Genomic DNA, 16,912 nt, shown 5'->3' on the forward strand with positions numbered 1-16,912 from the left:
AAGTCTGTCACCGCATCTCGTCGGTGACGGACTTTTTTGGTGGGTGGACTGTGCCAGCTGGCGGAGCGCCGCGAAATCACCCTGTACGGGGGTGATGGGATGTTTGTAGCGATTGATGATGCGGGGCAGCGCATCCAACTGGATGCCCACGACCAGGCCACGGCGTTGCAAGTGACGGGGACGGTCTGTCGGTGTCCGGTTTGTCATGCTGAGCTGATAATTCGCAACGGACAGGTGTTACCGGCCCACTTTGCCCACCGGGCCGGATCTGATTGCGTCGTGGGCGAACCAGAGAGTCGGGACCACATGGTGGGTAAACACCTACTGGCGACGTGGGCACGGGCAGCTGGTTGGCAGGCCGACTTTGAGGTATACTTACCAGCCGTCAAGCAGCGTGCCGATGTGTTGCTGCACCGGGGCGATGCGGTGCAGGCACTGGAATTTCAGTGTGCGCCGTTGAGCGTACAAAGATTAGCCGAGCGGACGGCGGGGTATGCACAGTTGGGCTTGCCGGTACAGTGGCTGTTGGGGCCACGCTACGTGGGTCAGCAGCCCGGACCCGCAACGGCCAAGTTTGAAACGTGGAGTGCTACGCGGGGGCGGGAACTGCGGTTTGTGGACCCGCATACGCGGCACATGTGGGCGTGGTGGGGGCTCACCAACGCAGGTTGGAACGTGGAGCAACTGGCCCCCAACGCCCGTCCTGCGCGCTGGCACGCGCAAAGTACGTCCGGTGTCTCTACGGCCCGACAGATACTGCAGGCGTTGGCCTACCGGGACCGGGACACCATGGCCGTGCAGGCTTTGTGCTACCAACGTGGTGTGCATTTGGCGGGTTGTCCAGTGGTGGTGCACCAGCAGTTGAGTGGGGTGCCGGGATTACAAACCAAGGAGTGGCTGTTAAGAGTACGTTGGTTGCTCGATTTTTGGGCCGTACCCACGTGGACTGTCGCCGGGATGACGCATTGGTGGATGGATTACGTTGTGGGTGCCCGGGTGCCGCTCATGGGTGGGCGCCAGGTCGCCGCCCTGGCTGCGGACGCGTGGTTAGCCGCCTTGGTGGCGGGCGACTACGTCACGGTTGACGGTCAGCAGTTGCGTTGGTGCCAGTGGCCGACGTGGTTTGCTGATGGTGACCGCAAACTAGCGGCTATTCACGAGCGTTGAAGTATAACCCGTGACACCAGCCCGACCGACTGCCGCACTTTGATGGGGCTATGTTACAATGTGGTGTATTCATTGCGTAAGGAGGCAACCGGTATGGCACGTGATTGGGATAAGTTTTTGATGCCCTATGAACAGGCAGTGGCGGAGCTCAAAATCAAGCTGCGCGGCATGCGTAAACAATTTCAACAAAATAACGCCCACTCACCGATCGAATTCGTCACGGCGCGGGTTAAAACGGTTGATTCCATCATCGAAAAGCAAGCACGACGGCATATTAAGGACGACGTGCTCGAAACGGACATGCAGGACATCGCGGGTTTCCGCATTATGTGCCAGTTCGTGGAGGATATTTACACGGTTGTGGACCTGTTGCATCAGCGTACGGACATGACGATCGTGGAGGAACGGGATTACGTCACGAACGTCAAACCGTCTGGCTACCGATCGTACCACATCATCATCGAGTACCCAGTACAGATGGTGAACGGGGAGAAGAAGATCTTGGCCGAAGTGCAGATTCGGACCATGTCGATGAACTTCTGGGCGACAATCGAGCACTCCCTCAACTACAAGTACGGCGGGGAATTTCCCGACGATATCAAGGACCGGTTGAAGCGGGCCGCCGAAGCTAGTTTCTTACTGGACAAAGAAATGTCGGAAATTCGTGAAGAAATTCAGGAAGCACAGCAATTATTTTCGTACGGCAAGGGCCAAGAATTACCGCCAAGCGCTGACGGCAATACTGATGGCACTACGCCGTCAAAGGGGGCATAGCAGTGCGCGTTTGGGTTTTTCATAATTCGGGTACCAAGAGTATGGATGCGGCGCACGCCTTGTCCAAAAAACTCCAGGCCGCCGGGTTTCAGGTTAGCCCGGCCCGCCCGGAAGTGGTTATTACCGTGGGCGGTGACGGGACGCTGTTGTCGGCCTTCCACCGTTATAATGCATCGCTGGATTCCATTCGGTTTGTGGGGGTGCACACGGGGCACCTCGGGTTTTATACGGACTGGCGGGATTACGAACTGGATGAATTAGTGACGGCCCTTAAAGCCGATAATGGCCAGCGCATCGGGTACCCGTTACTCGATGTGAAGGTGACGTACGCTGATGATTCAACGGGACACTACGTTGCGTTGAATGAGGCTACCTTGAAGCGGGTCACGGGCACCATGAAGACGGACGTCATGATCAGTGGCAACTTCTTTGAAAGCTTCCGTGGCGATGGTTTATGTATTTCGACGCCAACCGGTTCTACTGGTTACGCCAAATCGGCGGGGGGCGCTGTATTACACCCACGGCTGGAGGCACTGCAAATGACGGAGATTGCGTCCATCAATAATCGGGTCTACCGGACGTTGTCGTCGCCAATTATCATTGCTCCGGATGAGTGGGTCACGCTCAAACCCGTTCCAGGCATTAACTACACGATGACGGTAGACCAGTTCAGTATGTCCGACCGGCCAGTAAAGGCTATTTCGTACCGCATCGCGTCTGAGCGTATTTACTTTGCGAAGTACCGGCACATGCACTTCTGGGATCGCGTCGAGGATGCATTTATTGGGGCGAAAAAATAATGGATTTTACGTGGAATTATCAGGGCCCCCGCCAATCCCTACAAAAGTTTTTGCGTCACCAAGGGTTTAGTTTGACCCTGCTGACAAAAATGAAGTACCACGGGGGTATGGTCTTTGTGAACCATCGCCAGCGTAATACTACGTACAAAATTCGCCGCGGAGACGCGGTATTTTTGCGTCTGCCACCCGAGCAGCCAGCGGACAGCGTGGTCGCCACCCCGGGGCCCATCGACATCGTCTTTGAAGACCGGGACCTGCTGATCGTCAACAAGCCGGCGGGGACTGCGTCCATTCCTGCAGCCAACCACCAGCCAGACTCGATGGCGAACTTCGTGAAGCATTACTTGCAGGTGACCCACGCGGAAAGTACGGCGGTGCACGTGGTCACCCGATTGGACCGGGATACCAGCGGGTTGATGATCTTTGCCAAGCACAGTATGGCGCATTCCTTGTTGGACCGGCAGTTGCACAGCCCGCAGATGCGTAAGGAGTATTACGCAATTAGTGGCGGTAATGAACCACTGGCGGCCCACGGCTGGATGGTGATGCGATTGGGATTGTCCAGCGAGTTTTACATGCGCCGGGCGGTGACCCTGGACGGCAAAAAGTCGGCTACGGAGTACTGGACGTTAGCTCAACATGGCCGCTGGGCCTTGAGCCGCGTGCTACTGCACACGGGCCGGACGCATCAGATTCGGGTACACTTTGCCGCAATTAATCGTCCCCTGGTGGGGGATGATTTGTACGGAGGCGCTCCCGGCGTGGGCCGACAAGCGCTTCATTGCGCCGCGCTCACGTTGCGGCATCCTTACACCGGAGCAACGTTACGCCTAACGGCCCCCATGCCGGACGACATGCGGCAATTTGCGCAGGCCCATCACCTGTTGACAGGGGCCTAATTATCAAGAACCACTACACAAACAATCCTTCCTGCCATTGACAGGAAGGATTGTTTGTTTGTATTAGGATCAGTCGTGAATTAGTCGTTCATCACGTAGCGAATGGTTGTGCCCACCGTAAAGGTTGGGCGTGCGGTCGGTACCAAGTAGACGGCGTTACCCAGCCGGTCCTCGTTGGGCACCGGTTGAAACATGAGCGTGGCGTGGCCGATTTGCTGCAGGTTGGCGTTGGTTAAGCTACCCACCGCCGAGATGCGAAACTTGATGTCGTTAATGTAGATGTGGTCTCCGTGGTGCAGTACTAGCTGTTTCTGTTGTGCTGGTTGGTCAAAAGTTTGGATCACCGAGACGTCGGCCAGTTCTGGCGTGGCTTCCTGACCGAACAAAATGACCAGTGGGTCCGTCTGGCTGATTGCGTGTGGCCCAATTGCCGTAACCGTTGCCGTGATTTCCATAGTTGTACCATCCTCACTTACTGAAATTAATTCCATCATACCATTATCGCGATGATAATTTCACAATTTGGGGAATACGCTTTCTTTTTCGGGTATACTGGTGACAAAGGGGGAAATTACCATGCAAGAAACAGTGTATCTCGGTGGCTATACCCGGAGCAATGGCAAGGGTATCTACCGGGCCGTACTTGATACGACCAAGCAACAGCTGAGCACACCGACACCGTTGATCACGACGGTGTCCGGGCCAACGTATCTGGCGGTGAATGGCGACAAGATGTACGCCGTGGCCGCGGGGGACGGTACCGGGGGTGTGGTAGCAATTGACCTTGCGGGTACGCCCCACGTCATTAACTCGGTGTTATTACCGGGTACGTCTCCAGCCTACGTGGCGGTTGACGCCCAACGCCGGCTGGTTTATGCGGCTAACTACCACATGGGGCGGATTGACGTTTTTGTGATCCGCGATGATGGTGGTATTGCGTTAGCCAGCAGCAATCAGTGCACGGGCTCCGGGCCGCGGCCAGAACAAGAAGCATCCCACGTGCACTACACGAATTTAACGCCGGATGGACGCCTAGTGGTCTGTGATTTAGGGGCGGATGCCGTGACGACCTATGACGTTGATGCGGCGGGTCAAATTCGGCCGGTGGCCACCTTTGCTACGGCGCCTGGTTTTGGCCCCCGCCACATTACCTTTCACCCAACGCTACCGGTGGCTTACCTACTAGGGGAGCTGGCCAGTGAGTTACAGGTATTGGACTATGACGCAGCGGCTGGGACCTTTGCTGCCCGTGAGCGGCTGTCCACGTTGCCACCGGATTGGCACGGGCAAAATGGGGCGGCGGCCGTACGAATCAGTGCTGATGGACGTTTTCTGTACACCAGCAACCGCGGGCATAACAGCATCACCGTTTGGGCCATTGATGCTGGTGGTGATGTGACTCCCGTCCAGCACATTACCACCGCCGGCGAATTTCCGCGCGACATCAATCTGGATCCGAGTGGCCAGTTTGTGTTGGCCGTCAACCAGAATTCGGATAACGCAACGCTGTACCGGCGTGATGCCGAGACGGGCTTGCTGACCATTGTGCAGCAAGACATCGTGGCGCCAGAAGCCGTAAACGTCACCTTTGCTTAATATTCTATTTTGCTGACCTCTGGTATACTTGAAGCATTGTGTATACATAGGAGGACGCAAAAATACCATGATTGATATCATTAAAGCCATTATTATTGGGATTGTTGAAGGGTTGACTGAATTCCTGCCGATTAGTTCCACGGGCCACATCGACCTGGTGCAATCACTGATCCATATGGGCCAGTCGCAGCAATTCAAGGACATGTTTAACTACGTGATCCAGTTGGGGGCCATCATGGCCGTGGTGATCTTGTACTTCAACAAGTTGAACCCGCTGGCACCCAGCAAGTCCCACTCCGAGAAGCGGTCCACGTGGTTATTATGGGCAAAGGTCATTGTGGCCGTCCTTCCCAGTGTTATCATTGGTTTCCCACTGAATGACTGGATGGATGAACACCTGCAGACGCCGCCGGTCATCGCGACGACGTTGATTCTCTACGGGATTTTGTTCATCGTGATCGAACGTTGGAACGCCAAGCGGACCCCGGTAATCAACACCTTGGCTGATGTTTCGTTCCAGTTGGCGCTGTGCATCGGGTTGTTCCAGGCACTGTCCATTGTGCCGGGGACTAGTCGTAGCGGTGCCACCATTTTGGGGGCTATTATTCTCGGAACATCCCGTTACGTCGCCACTGAATTTTCGTTCTTCTTGGCGATTCCCACCATGTTTGGGGTATCCATCTTGAAGTTAGGAAAGTTCTTTGCTCAGGGTAACGCTTTTACCGGCGAACAATTTGCCGTCTTAGCGGTAGGGTTCATCGTTTCGTGGATCGTTGCCTGGCTCACCATTAAGTGGTTGTTGCGGTTTGTTCAGGGGCACGACTTCCAGGGCTTTGGGTGGTACCGCATTGCTTTAGGAATTGTGGTCGTGTTAGTCATGGTATTGTAGCGCGCGGGTCTGCAGTGTCGAGCCCGTACGGCAAATGTTGTCAAAAATTCCTGGCGGGTGGTCGTTAACCACTCACCAGTTACCAGTTATATGAGGAGAACAAAACATGCTGAATGAAATTGCCGTTGAGAACTTTACCTTAGTGCCGGCCGCCATGCGTGCGGGCGCCCAGCGCATCGAATTGACCGGTAACCTCGCGTCTGGTGGTTTGACCCCCAGTAAAGGGGTGATGGCGGAAACGCTGAAGTATTGCCACGAACACGACATGACGGTCGTGGCTATGGACCGCCCCCGTGGTGGGGATTACTACTTCAATGACATTGAGTTGAAGATGATGGAAGCCGATATGTTTGAAATGCAGGCACTCGGGGTCGACGCCGTCATCTTTGGGGTGCTGACCCGGGACAACCACCTGGACGCAGACGCCATGGAAAACCTGATTGCCGCTGCGGGTGGCATGGACCTGGTTTGCAACCTGGCGTTTGATTGGATTCCGCGGGCTGATCAGCATGCCGCTTTGGATTGGCTGGCGGACCATGGTTTCCGGCGGATTTTGACCCATGGGGGCTTGCTGGACACGAACGTCGTAGACAACATCCCGGTTCTCAAGGAAACTGCTGCTTGGGCACAGGGCAAAATTGAGGTTATGCCCGGTGGTGGCGTTAACGACGGTAATAAGGAGCAGGTAACCAGCGCGATGGGGGTTAACCAAGCACACGGGACCCACTTGCTCGGCGAGCTGGTACCCGCCGTTCCGGTCCACACCCGGCCACTTTAATGACAGATAAACTGACATTTTTGCTTGTAAGTGCAAAACTGTCAAGTACCCTTGTGAGGAAAGCTTACGCGAATTGAACAAAACTGCGCCGTGGCGGATGACCGTCACGGCGCTTTTTATGTTGGGCGTGCTGCCCAAGGCCTATACCAATTGGTGAAAATATTGTCGGGGGGAAGCGTTAACCGGTGCTACCATGCCGGTATAGTGCAATCGAGGGAGGAACAACCAATGAATACAGTTGATACGGCATTTGTGATACTCGCGAGTGTCTTGGTGTGGTTTATGACGCCGGGACTAGCCTTCTTTTACGGTGGCATGGTTTCCAAGGGTAACGTCGTGAATACGATGCTGTCGGTGTTCTACATTACGGGGATCGCAATCTTGCTCTGGGTTGGTGGTGGCTACGAATTGGCCTTTAACGGGAACGTCCTCGGTATTATCGGTCGGATTCACGGGTTGTTCTTGTCTGGCGTGCACTTGACCCACGTGATGGGGACGGGGCTACCGGTCGGGGCGTACGTACTGTTCCAGATGATGTTTGCCATTATTACGCCGGCCCTGTTCGTTGGGGCGGTGGTTGGCCGCATGCACTTTAAGTACCTGACGTGGTTTATCGTGTGCTGGTCCGTCCTGGTGTACTACCCGTTGGTACACATGGTGTGGGGCCCAGGCGGTCTCCTAGGAGGCTTGGGGATGCTCGACTTTGCTGGTGGCACTGTCATTCACATCAATGCCGGTGTGACGGCACTCGTCCTCTCGGTGTTCCTGGGTCGGCGGCGGGTGTCCCGGTTTCAACCGTATAACCGTCCGTGGGTATTACTCGGTACGGCGATTTTGTGGATCGGTTGGTATGGGTTTAATGCTGGGTCGGCATTGGGTGTCAACCGGGCGGCGGTCACGGCAGCCCTCACTACCAGTGTTGCCGCCGCCAGCGCCCTGGTAGCCTGGATGGTCCTGGACGTCTATCGCACGGGAAAACCGACGCTGGTTGGTGTCTGCACGGGAGCACTTTGTGGGCTGGTGGGTATCACCCCGGCGGCTGGTTACGTCACCTGTGCGGGGGCCGCGGTGATTGGGCTAGTGGCGACGATTGCCAGTTACAGTTTTATCCAGTTGGTGAAGCCTCACCTCGGTGTGGATGATACCCTGGATGCCTTTGGCTGCCATGGCGTTAGCGGGATTGTGGGTAGCCTGTTAACGGGTGTGTTCGCCAGCAAAGACGTGGCTCCACAAATTAAACACGCGGGGGTGCTCTATGGTGGTGGTATGCGGTTGTTGTTGGTGCAACTGCTGGGTACGTTGGTCACGGTCATCATCGTTGCGGGCATGGTGGCGCTGATTACGGTGACGTTGCGGCGCTGCTTGCCCATGCGTGTCGGGGCCCAGGAGGAGCGGCTCGGGTTAGATTTGGGCGAACACGGTGAGACGGCCGATTACACGGTGGCCGCGCTGCGGGCTTCGACGCCGGATGTCCTTAACTATCCGGATGAATTTACTGGACAACTGGGTGGTTTAGGTCACTTACCCAACAAGAGACGTTAAGTTGCTGCCATAAAAAAACACCAATTAGCAACTAATTGGTGTTGAATGATTCATGCAATTAAAGTGTCATGCTTACCAGCTAGCCTTGCGCACACCAGGAATTTGTCCTTGGTGCGCTAGCCGCCGAAAGTTGAGGCGAGACATGCCAAACTTACGCATGTAGGCATGTGGACGTCCGTCGATACGGTCGCGATGGTGCAGCCGCACTGGCGAGGCGTCGCGGGGCAACGTCGCTAGGGCAGCATAATTGTGTTGCTGCTTGTACTCCGCTCGCTTGGCGGCGTACTTAGCCACGGTCGCTGCTTGACGCCGGGCCTTCATGATCTTTGATTTCTTGGCCATAGTGAACTCCTTTCTCGCACACGGGGTGCGCAAATGATTTTATACTGGTAGGTGCTACCGATTGTTGACTCGGTGTAGCATCCCTTGACTGGTCGGTCAATACGCTTAACAACAATATTCATTATACACTGGTTACTAACAAAAAGAAAGTGAATTGGCGGACACGTTGGCGATTGTGATCGGACAGCTGGCTTTGTAACCGCCTTGTCACAAATCATTATGACCATGAATGGCGCTGAACCCTAGGGTGACGGCGATACGAGGCTATTTTCCGCGGGCGGTTAAGGGTTGCATTTACAACGTGTCGGTGATATAGTTTCTGCAAGGCCGATTAATCTCCGACTTTTATCAGGTGCGTGGTTGCCGGTTTGATAAAAGTTTGCGACTAAGGTCCACTAGCGTATCATCTCGCCGTGCTTAGCACCGAGGTGGTCCGCTTTTTTTGTGGCCGGGACAATGCTACCGCGGTTCTACCGCCCGCCACTCAGGCATTACACGGGGCAAGTGTGACCTGACTTTTACCAGCCAGTGCCGTACAATGGGGTTATTCAATCAGGACGAGGAGGGCGGCACCATGCTGGATGTTTATCGACGCAATGCGGCCGGATCACTTTACCCAGTTAAAACAATTGCTCCGGGCACCTGGATCAACGTGGTGGCACCGGATAGGGACGAGCGGGCGCGACTGCTGCAGGAAGCCCACGTGCCCGAGGACTTCCTCCTCTACGGGTTGGACCCTGACGAAGGGGCCCGCTTTGAGTTTGACGAGGATAACCATAGTGGGCTGATTATTTACGACATGCCCACGGTGGTGGCCCATGAGCACCAGCGGTATAGCTACAAAACCATTCCGCTGGCGATGATCATCACCCCAGATTGTATCGTGACCCTTCACGAGGAGCCGGTACCGTTGCTGGGCATGTTTGTAGAGGGCAAAGTCGCGGGGTTTGACCCCGAACGGCGCATGCTGGCCGCGCTACAGATGATGTACCAGGTGAGCGTGAGTTACCTCGCATACCTGCGGGACATGAACAAGGAGCGCGAGCGGACCGAGGCCAAGTTACAAAAGTCCTTGCGGAACGATGACCTGTACGGCCTGATGAGCATTCAGCGTAGTTTGGTGTACTTCATGATGAGTTTACGGACGGACCGGAACGTGCTGGATAACTTGCGGCGCAGCCACCAGTTAACCTTGGCCGAGGACGAGCAGGACCTGCTGGAAGATATCGGCATTGAAGTGCAGCAAGCGACCGAAATGTCGCAAATTAGTAATTCGATCATCAAGGAAACTGCGGATACATATTCGTCGATCATTAGTAACAACATGAACGGTGTGATGAAGTTTTTGACCAGTTATTCCATCATTTTGACGATTCCCACCCTGGTGTTCTCATTTTACGGGATGAACGTCGCGTTGCCGTTCTCGCATTCGGCACTCAGTTGGGCCATCACCATTTTGATTTCGGTACTCATTGCTGCTGTCATCAGCGTCGACTTTTGGCGGCACAGGTACTTTTAGTACGTAGCAGTAGTCCGCAGTAGCAAATTAATTAAGCAAAGGAAGTAAGTGCGTTGACCAACCACATTGTTTTATACCAGCCAGAAATTCCGCAAAACACGGGGAACATCGCCCGGACGTGCGTCGGCACGGGTGCCATTTTGGATATTATCAAACCGATGAAATTCAAAATTAACGACCACACGGTCAAACGTGCGGGACTCGATTATTGGGACAAGTTGCAACTGGTGTTCCATGACAGTCTGGACGATTTTATGGCGACGGTGCATGATCGCGGGCGGCTCCACTTGATCACTAAGTTTGCCAGCGAAACGTATTCGGATCGCGACCTATCGGCGACCACGGGCGACCAGTACTTCATGTTTGGCAAGGAAACGACCGGTTTGCCGGAGCCATTCCTGCGCGAATACGCGGACCGTTGCCTGCGTATTCCGATGACGGACGGTATTCGGGCCCTGAACCTGTCAAACTGCGCGGCACTGGTCATTTATGAAGCGCTGCGGCAGCAAAACTTCGCCGGCCTGGAACGGGTGCACGAATATCCACACGATAAGTTGAAGTAACCCACCGCGAGCGTTTCCGCCCAGTCCAGTCACTGGCGGGCACGCTTTTTTGGTCCAAAGATGTGGGGTAGCGTGCTGACCAGCTCGGGGTGGGTGAACCGCTTCCCAGTGCACGTCAAGGCGCGGTTCGCTACGCACCAGCTACGGCGTTATGGCGGTCCCACGCACCGTGGTGGGTCATACTCATGCGACACCACGGCAGAAGTCTTGTATAATCGGTAAGAGAAATGGGGGCACTACGTAATGGCAAAGAGACGCCGCAAAACGACAACTGCACGTAAAACAACCGCCCGGCGCAGAAGTAGCGGGGATTATACACTTAACTGGGTGGGCGCGATCCTACTCCTCGTGAGCGTCTTGACCGCCACGCAATTGGGACTCATTGGTGTGACCTTTGCCAACATGTTGCGCATCGTGGTCGGGGATAGCTTTGTCGTCGCCGCGTGGGTACTGGCCGTACTTGGTGCATGGTTGCTGTTTACCGGCAAGATGCCGCGCATTAAGCACCGTGTATGGTGGGGCTTCGCCCTCTTTTACGTGGGCGTATTACTCTGGATGACAGCCACGACCATGAACAAGTTGGCCGTTCACAGTCACTTCCTGTCCGCCTCGTGGGCGATCCTCAAAGCTGACTTTCAACAACTAACTACCGCCAACCCAATTGGTGGCGGGCAAATCAGTAGTGCCATTTACACGTTGACCTATGCGCTGGTTTCGTCACTCGGTTCATACATTGTTGCCGGTTTGGCGATCCTGGCTGGGATCATGATCTTCTTGGGCGTTACACCCGCCCAGTTGTTTGATGCACTCCAGAGTTTCGGTGCTTGGTTGGCTGAGGGTGGTCGGCGCCTCCGCGACACTTACACTAATTGGCGTACTGCGCACGACGAGCGTGCGGCCGATGACGCGCAAAAAGACGCGCAGGTTGCCAGCCGGAAACAACGTCGGGCTGAGGCTAAGGCAGCGCAGACGGCGCACAAAGCGGACGATAAGGATCTACCGACGCCGCATGATCACGACGAACCACTAGTCGGTCAAGTGGACACACCTACGACAGCAGATGATTTTCACATTAACGTGCCGTCTTCCGCGGCGCCGACTAGCAGTGCGGCGGCCAGTGGGGCACAGAATATTGCGGCATCCAGCAGTTCGGCGAGTCCGGAGCACGCCGAGCAACTGTCTTATGACGACGCGTTGGCCCAGACGGGGGAGCCTACGGACGATTACCAGTTGCCGTCATTGGACTTGTTATCCCAGCCAAAGCCGGTTGACCAGTCCGAAGAGCTCAGTGCGATTCAGAAGAACCGGACCAAATTGGAACAGACCTTCAAGAGTTTTGGGGTCGACGTGACCGTGAAGTCGGCGAGCCTCGGGCCGTCCATTACTAAGTATGAAATTGAACCGGCCGTCGGGGTCAAGGTGTCGAAAATTGTGAACCTGACTGACGACCTGGCGTTGGCGCTGGCAGCGAAGGATATTCGTATTGAGGCGCCGATCCCCGGTAAGAGTTTGATTGGGATCGAAGTGCCGAACGCACACGTAGCCACCGTGGGTTTTCAGGAAGTCTTTGGCGCGGTTAAGCAGCACCCAAACAAGCCCCTGGTAGTGCCACTGGGTAAAACCGTGACGGGGGACATCGTGACGAGTGACCTGGCCAAGATGCCGCACCTGCTGATCGCGGGGGCGACGGGATCCGGGAAGTCCGTGATGATCAACGTTATCATTACCAGTCTGTTGATGACCACCAAGCCGTCAGCAGTGCGGCTGATGCTGATCGATCCAAAGAAGGTTGAGCTATCGATCTATAATGGTATCCCGCACCTGCTCGCACCAGTTGTTACTGAAGCTAAGCGCGCCCCAGCCGCTCTAAATAAGATTCTCAAGGAAATGGAACGGCGTTACGAAGCCTTTTCGGCGGCGGGTGTTCGTAACATGGAAGAGTACAACCGGAAAGTACAACAAGACCCCACGGGTAACGCGAAGAAAATGCCGTTTATCGTGGTGATTATCGATGAATTGGCTGACCTGATGATGGTTGCGGGGTCCGAGGTGGAAACCGCCATTATCCGCATCGGGCAGATGGCCCGAGCAGCTGGCATCCACATGATTATTGCTACGCAGCGGCCATCGGTTGACGTCATTACGGGGTTGATCAAAGCCAACATCCCGTCCCGCATTGCCTTTGCCGTTTCCAGCGGGGTGGATTCCCGGACCATTCTGGACATGAACGGAGCCGAGAAACTGCTGGGCCGTGGTGATATGCTCTATGATCCAATTGATATGAACAAACCACAGCGGGTACAGGGTGCCTTCATTCCGTCGGCGGACGTCGAGGCGGTGGTGCAGTACATCACTAACCAGGTAGCGCCAGCCTACGACGAGAGCATGATTCCGACCGCTGAGGATGAACAAACTGACGAGCCCGGCGCTGAGGAGGACGAATTGTTTAACGATGCGCTGGCCTTTGTGGCGCAGAAACAGTCCGCCAGCACGTCCATGTTACAGCGCCGGTTCCGCATCGGTTACAACCGGGCAGCCCGCTTGATCGATGACCTGGAAAACCGGGGTTATATCGGTCCAAGCCAGGGTAGTAAGCCACGGCAGGTCTTTGCGAAGCCTGCCGACGATCAGTCCGGGCCCAAGCAGTCGGGCGCATAATTGTCGTTGAGAAGGAGAACAACTTGCGAACTAAGATTACCGATGGTGTATACCTGAATGTCATTACGTCGAACCAGTTTAAAACAACGCGGATCAACGTCCAGTTCTTGGCCCCATTACGGGCACAACAAAGTGGCCGGCGGGGGTTGTTGACCAGCGTTTTGGAAACGAACAGTGCGGAGTACCCCACGCAGGACCAGTTAGCGGCCCGCCTGGAGGAAATGTACGGCGCCAGCTTTGGCTTTGGCGTCGCACGCGAGGGGGCGGTGCACCGGATGGGCGCCGCCATTAGCGTGCTGAACGATCAATACACCGACACGCCGTTATTGCCCGCAGCTTTTGCGTTTTTACGCTCGGTATTGATGCGCCCGTTAATGCAGGGCAGCGTGCTCGATCCGGCCACGGTGCAACGGGAACGCGACAACCTGTTGCTGTATTTAGCTTCCCTTAAAGAGGACCGGGGGACCCAGGCCGCGTTGGCCTTGCAACACGGCTACTTCGATGACCCCGTGCAAGCGGCGCCGAGTTTTGGTGAATCCGCGGACATTGAGGGCATCGACGCCCAGACGCTGACTGATGTGTACCACGACGCGCTGACGCACGACGCCATCGAGATCATCGTCCTCGGGCCAGTCACGACGGAAACCGTGTTACCGTTGGCCCAGCAGTTGGGCTTTGCCCCACGGCAGGTGGCGTTGAGTCCGGGCTACGACCAGCCGGTCCACACGGACGTGCGCCAGTTCCACGAGCACGCCCCAGTGCAGCAAGCCAAGTTGAACTTGGGTTACCACGTCGAAAGTGACGATTGTGGCCCGCGGTACTTTGCGGCCATGGTTGCCAACCAGCTTTTTGGGGGATCGCCATTGTCGTTATTGTTCCGGAACGTACGCGAGCAGGCAAGCTTGGCTTACTTTGCCAGTTCTAGTCTTAACCAGCGGCGGCACTTTATGATGGTGCAAACGGGGATTGAGGCAGCTAACCGTGCACAAACTGAGGCGTTGATTGCCGAGCAACTGGACAAAGTAGTGCGGGGTGACTTCCCGGACGATCTGCTCCAAACCGTGAAGGACGAAATTTTGAACGGTCGCGAATCGGCGCTGGATAGTCAGCGGTTCTTGATGAACCAGGCGCTGACTAGCGCGTTACAACCAGCGGCGGCGTTGGACTTACCTACGTTTACCGCGCGCGTACAGGCGGTGACCAAAGCGGATGTGGCCGCTGCGGCGGCGACGTTTAAGCTGCAGGCCGTGTACTTGCTTGATGGGGAGGAACAGTAATGGACGATACGACCAAACGATACGCTGATGCGGGGGAAACTTTGCGGCGCGTCACTTTACCGAACGGACTGCGGTTACAAATTGTGGTCAAACCGGAGTACCACAAGACCTACGCGGTGTTTACCACGAACTTTGGGGCGGTCGACGACCAGGTGCGGTTGCAAGCGGATGCCCAACCGGTCGTAGTACCCGCGGGGACCGCCCACTTTTTGGAACACAAACTGTTCGACAAAGCGGATTACGATGCGTTTGACTTGTTTGGGGCCAGCGGTGCATCCGCGAATGCTTTTACAAGTGCTACGAACACCAATTACCTCTTTTCGACGACCCGCAACGTGATGAAGAACGTCGAGATCCTACTCGACTTTGTGCAGGACCCGTACTTCACGGATGCCACCGTGGCCAAAGAGCAGGGGATTATTGGCCAAGAAATTCAGATGTATGATGATGACCCGAACTGGCAGGCGTATACGAGCCTGTTGGCCGACATGTACCCCGGCCACCCGTTGAGCCAGGACATTGCTGGTACCGTGGATTCCATTAGCCACATCACCCCAGCCATCTTACGGACGATGCACCAGGCATTTTACCACCCGCAAAACATGGTGCTGACCGTAGTCGGTAATTTTGACGCTGACGAACTGATTCGGGTCGTGAGTGCCAACCAGGCTGGCAAAGTGACTGCGCCGGCCCCGCAAGCACGGATCACGCACGATGATTACGATGTGAGTGTGGTGCAACCTTACAGCGTCAAGCGCTTAGACATCGTGCGGCCTAAGGGTTACGTCGGGATTAAGGGCAGTGCGCCCATTACGGCCGACCGTGCGGGGTTACGTCAAGAATTAGCTACGCGGCTATTCTTGGAGCTGATTTTTGGCGACTCTGGTCACACCTATACCGACTGGTACGACCAGGGTGTGATTGATGACACCTTTGGCTACGAATTCAACGTGGGTCGTGGTTACAACTTTACGGTCTTTAGTGGGGATGCTACCGACCCGAACCGGATGACCAACGCCATTATGGCGGCGTTGCGCAACTATCGCGCTAACCCTGACGTGAACGTTGACCGCCTAGCGCGGATCATCAAGGCGTCACTGGGCAAGTACTTTGCCTCGTTGAACTCACTGGAAAATATTGCTAACCAGCTGGCTAGCCGCGCCTTTGGTGACACGAACATGTTTGATTATCCTGACGTGCTGGCCGAACTGACGTTGGCCGACGTACTGGCAGCGGGCCAGGCCCTGGTACGTGACGATGGGGTGGCTATTTTGCACCTGTTACCGGAAACGGAGGCCAGCAAATGAATACGGCGTTAATTTTGGGTGCCTCGGGGGATATTGGCACCGCCACCGCCCGGACCTTAGCAGCACAGGGTTGGAGCCTGTACCTCCATTTTCACCATAATCAGGCTCAAATCGATGCGTTAGTGCGGGAACTGGTGACGGCGTACCCCCGCCAAGACTTTTTCACCCTGCAAGCGGATCTGACCGACGTACAAGCCGCCGACCAGATTGTGCAGCAGTTGTTTGCCGTGGATGCGGTCGTGGTCGCTGCGGGCATGACGTACTACGAGCTTTTCGCGGACACCACCGTGGCGCACTTGACCAACCTGCTACGGGTGCACCTGTTGACCCCAATGGCATTGATTCGGCAGCTTCAGGATAAACTAGCGCGTAGCGGACACGGGCGCATCGTGTTTATCGGGTCCGTTTACGGCGAAGCTGGTTCGCCCATGGAAGTGGGTTACAGTACGGTCAAGGGTGCACAGTCAGCCTTTGCCCACGCGTACGCCCAGGAAGTGGCTAGCCTCGGGATCACCGTGAACGTGGTGGCCCCGGGGGCGGTGGACACGAAGATGAACGCGGGGTTCGGTCAGTCAGCTTTAGCAGCGGTCACGGCTGATATTCCGGCGCAGCGGCTGGCCCAGCCAGCCGACATTGCCTACTTTGTAGCCACCTTACTTTCTGAAAAGGCAGGTTATTTAACCGGCCAGACTTTAAACGTGACGGGCGGTTGGTTGCGTTAAAACCGTATGATATAACCATTTCTTAATTCAAGATGATGTTGCGGTATGGTAGACTTACAAGTGATGAAACTTTGTAAAC

Annotated in this window: 16 protein-coding genes; 14 read left to right on the forward strand and 2 right to left on the reverse strand. The window is 55.6% G+C overall.

All coding sequences use genetic code 11. The features are described from left to right. Positions 1-99 precede the first annotated feature (99 nt). The 4 genes from FD19_RS00075 to FD19_RS00090 all read left to right on the forward strand — a co-directional run bounded on the left by FD19_RS00075 (position 100) and on the right by FD19_RS00090 (position 3,640). The gene (locus FD19_RS00075; RefSeq protein WP_156321776.1) at positions 100-1,167 is read left to right on the forward strand and encodes a competence protein CoiA; all 1,068 of its coding nucleotides are present in this window, start codon (positions 100-102) and stop codon (positions 1,165-1,167) included. A 93-nt stretch (positions 1,168-1,260) separates the two neighbouring features. Beyond that, positions 1,261-1,941, forward strand: coding sequence for a GTP diphosphokinase (yjbM, locus tag FD19_RS00080; protein WP_054749145.1), 681 nt, complete (start codon positions 1,261-1,263; stop codon positions 1,939-1,941). A gap of 2 nt (positions 1,942-1,943) precedes the next feature. Then, on the forward strand, positions 1,944-2,741 hold the full coding sequence (locus FD19_RS00085) for an NAD kinase (protein WP_056968823.1): 798 nt from the start codon (positions 1,944-1,946) through the stop codon (positions 2,739-2,741). After that, positions 2,741-3,640, forward strand: coding sequence for an RluA family pseudouridine synthase (locus FD19_RS00090; protein WP_054749650.1), 900 nt, complete (start codon positions 2,741-2,743; stop codon positions 3,638-3,640). Before FD19_RS00085 ends, FD19_RS00090 begins: the two co-directional genes overlap by 1 nt. An 80-nt stretch (positions 3,641-3,720) precedes the next feature. Here FD19_RS00090 and FD19_RS00095 read toward each other — a convergent pair whose 3' ends face one another. Further along, the gene (locus FD19_RS00095; protein ID WP_054749146.1) at positions 3,721-4,095 is read right to left on the reverse strand and encodes a PTS glucitol/sorbitol transporter subunit IIA; all 375 of its coding nucleotides are present in this window, start codon (positions 4,093-4,095) and stop codon (positions 3,721-3,723) included. Between the two features lie 121 nt (positions 4,096-4,216). Between FD19_RS00095 and FD19_RS00100 the strand changes: the two genes are divergently transcribed. The 4 genes from FD19_RS00100 to FD19_RS00115 all read left to right on the forward strand — a co-directional run bounded on the left by FD19_RS00100 (position 4,217) and on the right by FD19_RS00115 (position 8,445). After that, the gene (locus tag FD19_RS00100) at positions 4,217-5,236 is read left to right on the forward strand and encodes a lactonase family protein (RefSeq protein WP_054749147.1); all 1,020 of its coding nucleotides are present in this window, start codon (positions 4,217-4,219) and stop codon (positions 5,234-5,236) included. Positions 5,237-5,303: 67 nt separating this feature from the next. Beyond that, positions 5,304-6,125 (forward strand): undecaprenyl-diphosphate phosphatase, encoded by an 822-nt coding sequence (locus FD19_RS00105; protein WP_054749148.1) that lies wholly within the window; start codon positions 5,304-5,306, stop codon positions 6,123-6,125. Between the two features lie 106 nt (positions 6,126-6,231). Beyond that, positions 6,232-6,903: a copper homeostasis protein CutC gene (locus FD19_RS00110; RefSeq protein ID WP_054749149.1), complete on the forward strand. Its 672-nt coding sequence runs from the start codon at positions 6,232-6,234 to the stop codon at positions 6,901-6,903. 228 nt (positions 6,904-7,131) lie between these two features. Continuing rightward, complete coding sequence (locus FD19_RS00115) at positions 7,132-8,445, forward strand: ammonium transporter (RefSeq protein WP_056968825.1); 1,314 nt, start codon at positions 7,132-7,134, stop codon at positions 8,443-8,445. A gap of 72 nt (positions 8,446-8,517) precedes the next feature. Here FD19_RS00115 and rpsN read toward each other — a convergent pair whose 3' ends face one another. After that, a complete protein-coding gene (gene rpsN, locus FD19_RS00120; protein ID WP_054749150.1) occupies positions 8,518-8,787 on the reverse strand; it encodes a 30S ribosomal protein S14 in 270 nt (89 codons plus the stop codon). A gap of 574 nt (positions 8,788-9,361) precedes the next feature. Here rpsN and FD19_RS00125 point away from each other — a divergent pair. From FD19_RS00125 to ymfI, 6 genes are all read left to right on the forward strand, one after another. Beyond that, complete coding sequence (locus FD19_RS00125; protein WP_056968827.1) at positions 9,362-10,306, forward strand: magnesium transporter CorA family protein; 945 nt, start codon at positions 9,362-9,364, stop codon at positions 10,304-10,306. Positions 10,307-10,359: 53 nt separating this feature from the next. Further along, a complete protein-coding gene (locus FD19_RS00130; RefSeq protein ID WP_056968829.1) occupies positions 10,360-10,869 on the forward strand; it encodes a tRNA (cytidine(34)-2'-O)-methyltransferase in 510 nt (169 codons plus the stop codon). 243 nt (positions 10,870-11,112) lie between these two features. Further along, complete coding sequence (locus FD19_RS00135) at positions 11,113-13,527, forward strand: FtsK/SpoIIIE family DNA translocase (RefSeq protein ID WP_054749151.1); 2,415 nt, start codon at positions 11,113-11,115, stop codon at positions 13,525-13,527. Positions 13,528-13,550: 23 nt separating this feature from the next. Next, positions 13,551-14,804: an EF-P 5-aminopentanol modification-associated protein YfmF gene (gene yfmF, locus FD19_RS00140; protein ID WP_054749152.1), complete on the forward strand. Its 1,254-nt coding sequence runs from the start codon at positions 13,551-13,553 to the stop codon at positions 14,802-14,804. Continuing rightward, a complete protein-coding gene (gene yfmH / locus FD19_RS00145) occupies positions 14,804-16,111 on the forward strand; it encodes an EF-P 5-aminopentanol modification-associated protein YfmH (protein ID WP_056968831.1) in 1,308 nt (435 codons plus the stop codon). The genes yfmF and yfmH overlap by 1 nt, the downstream gene beginning before the upstream one ends. After that, positions 16,108-16,833, forward strand: a complete 726-nt coding sequence (gene ymfI, locus FD19_RS00150) for an elongation factor P 5-aminopentanone reductase (RefSeq protein WP_054749153.1) — start codon at positions 16,108-16,110, stop codon at positions 16,831-16,833. The genes yfmH and ymfI overlap by 4 nt, the downstream gene beginning before the upstream one ends. Positions 16,834-16,912 lie beyond the last annotated feature (79 nt).

This window comes from Lacticaseibacillus thailandensis DSM 22698 = JCM 13996, from assembly GCF_001436135.1.
Lineage (GTDB): Bacteria > Bacillota > Bacilli > Lactobacillales > Lactobacillaceae > Lacticaseibacillus > Lacticaseibacillus thailandensis.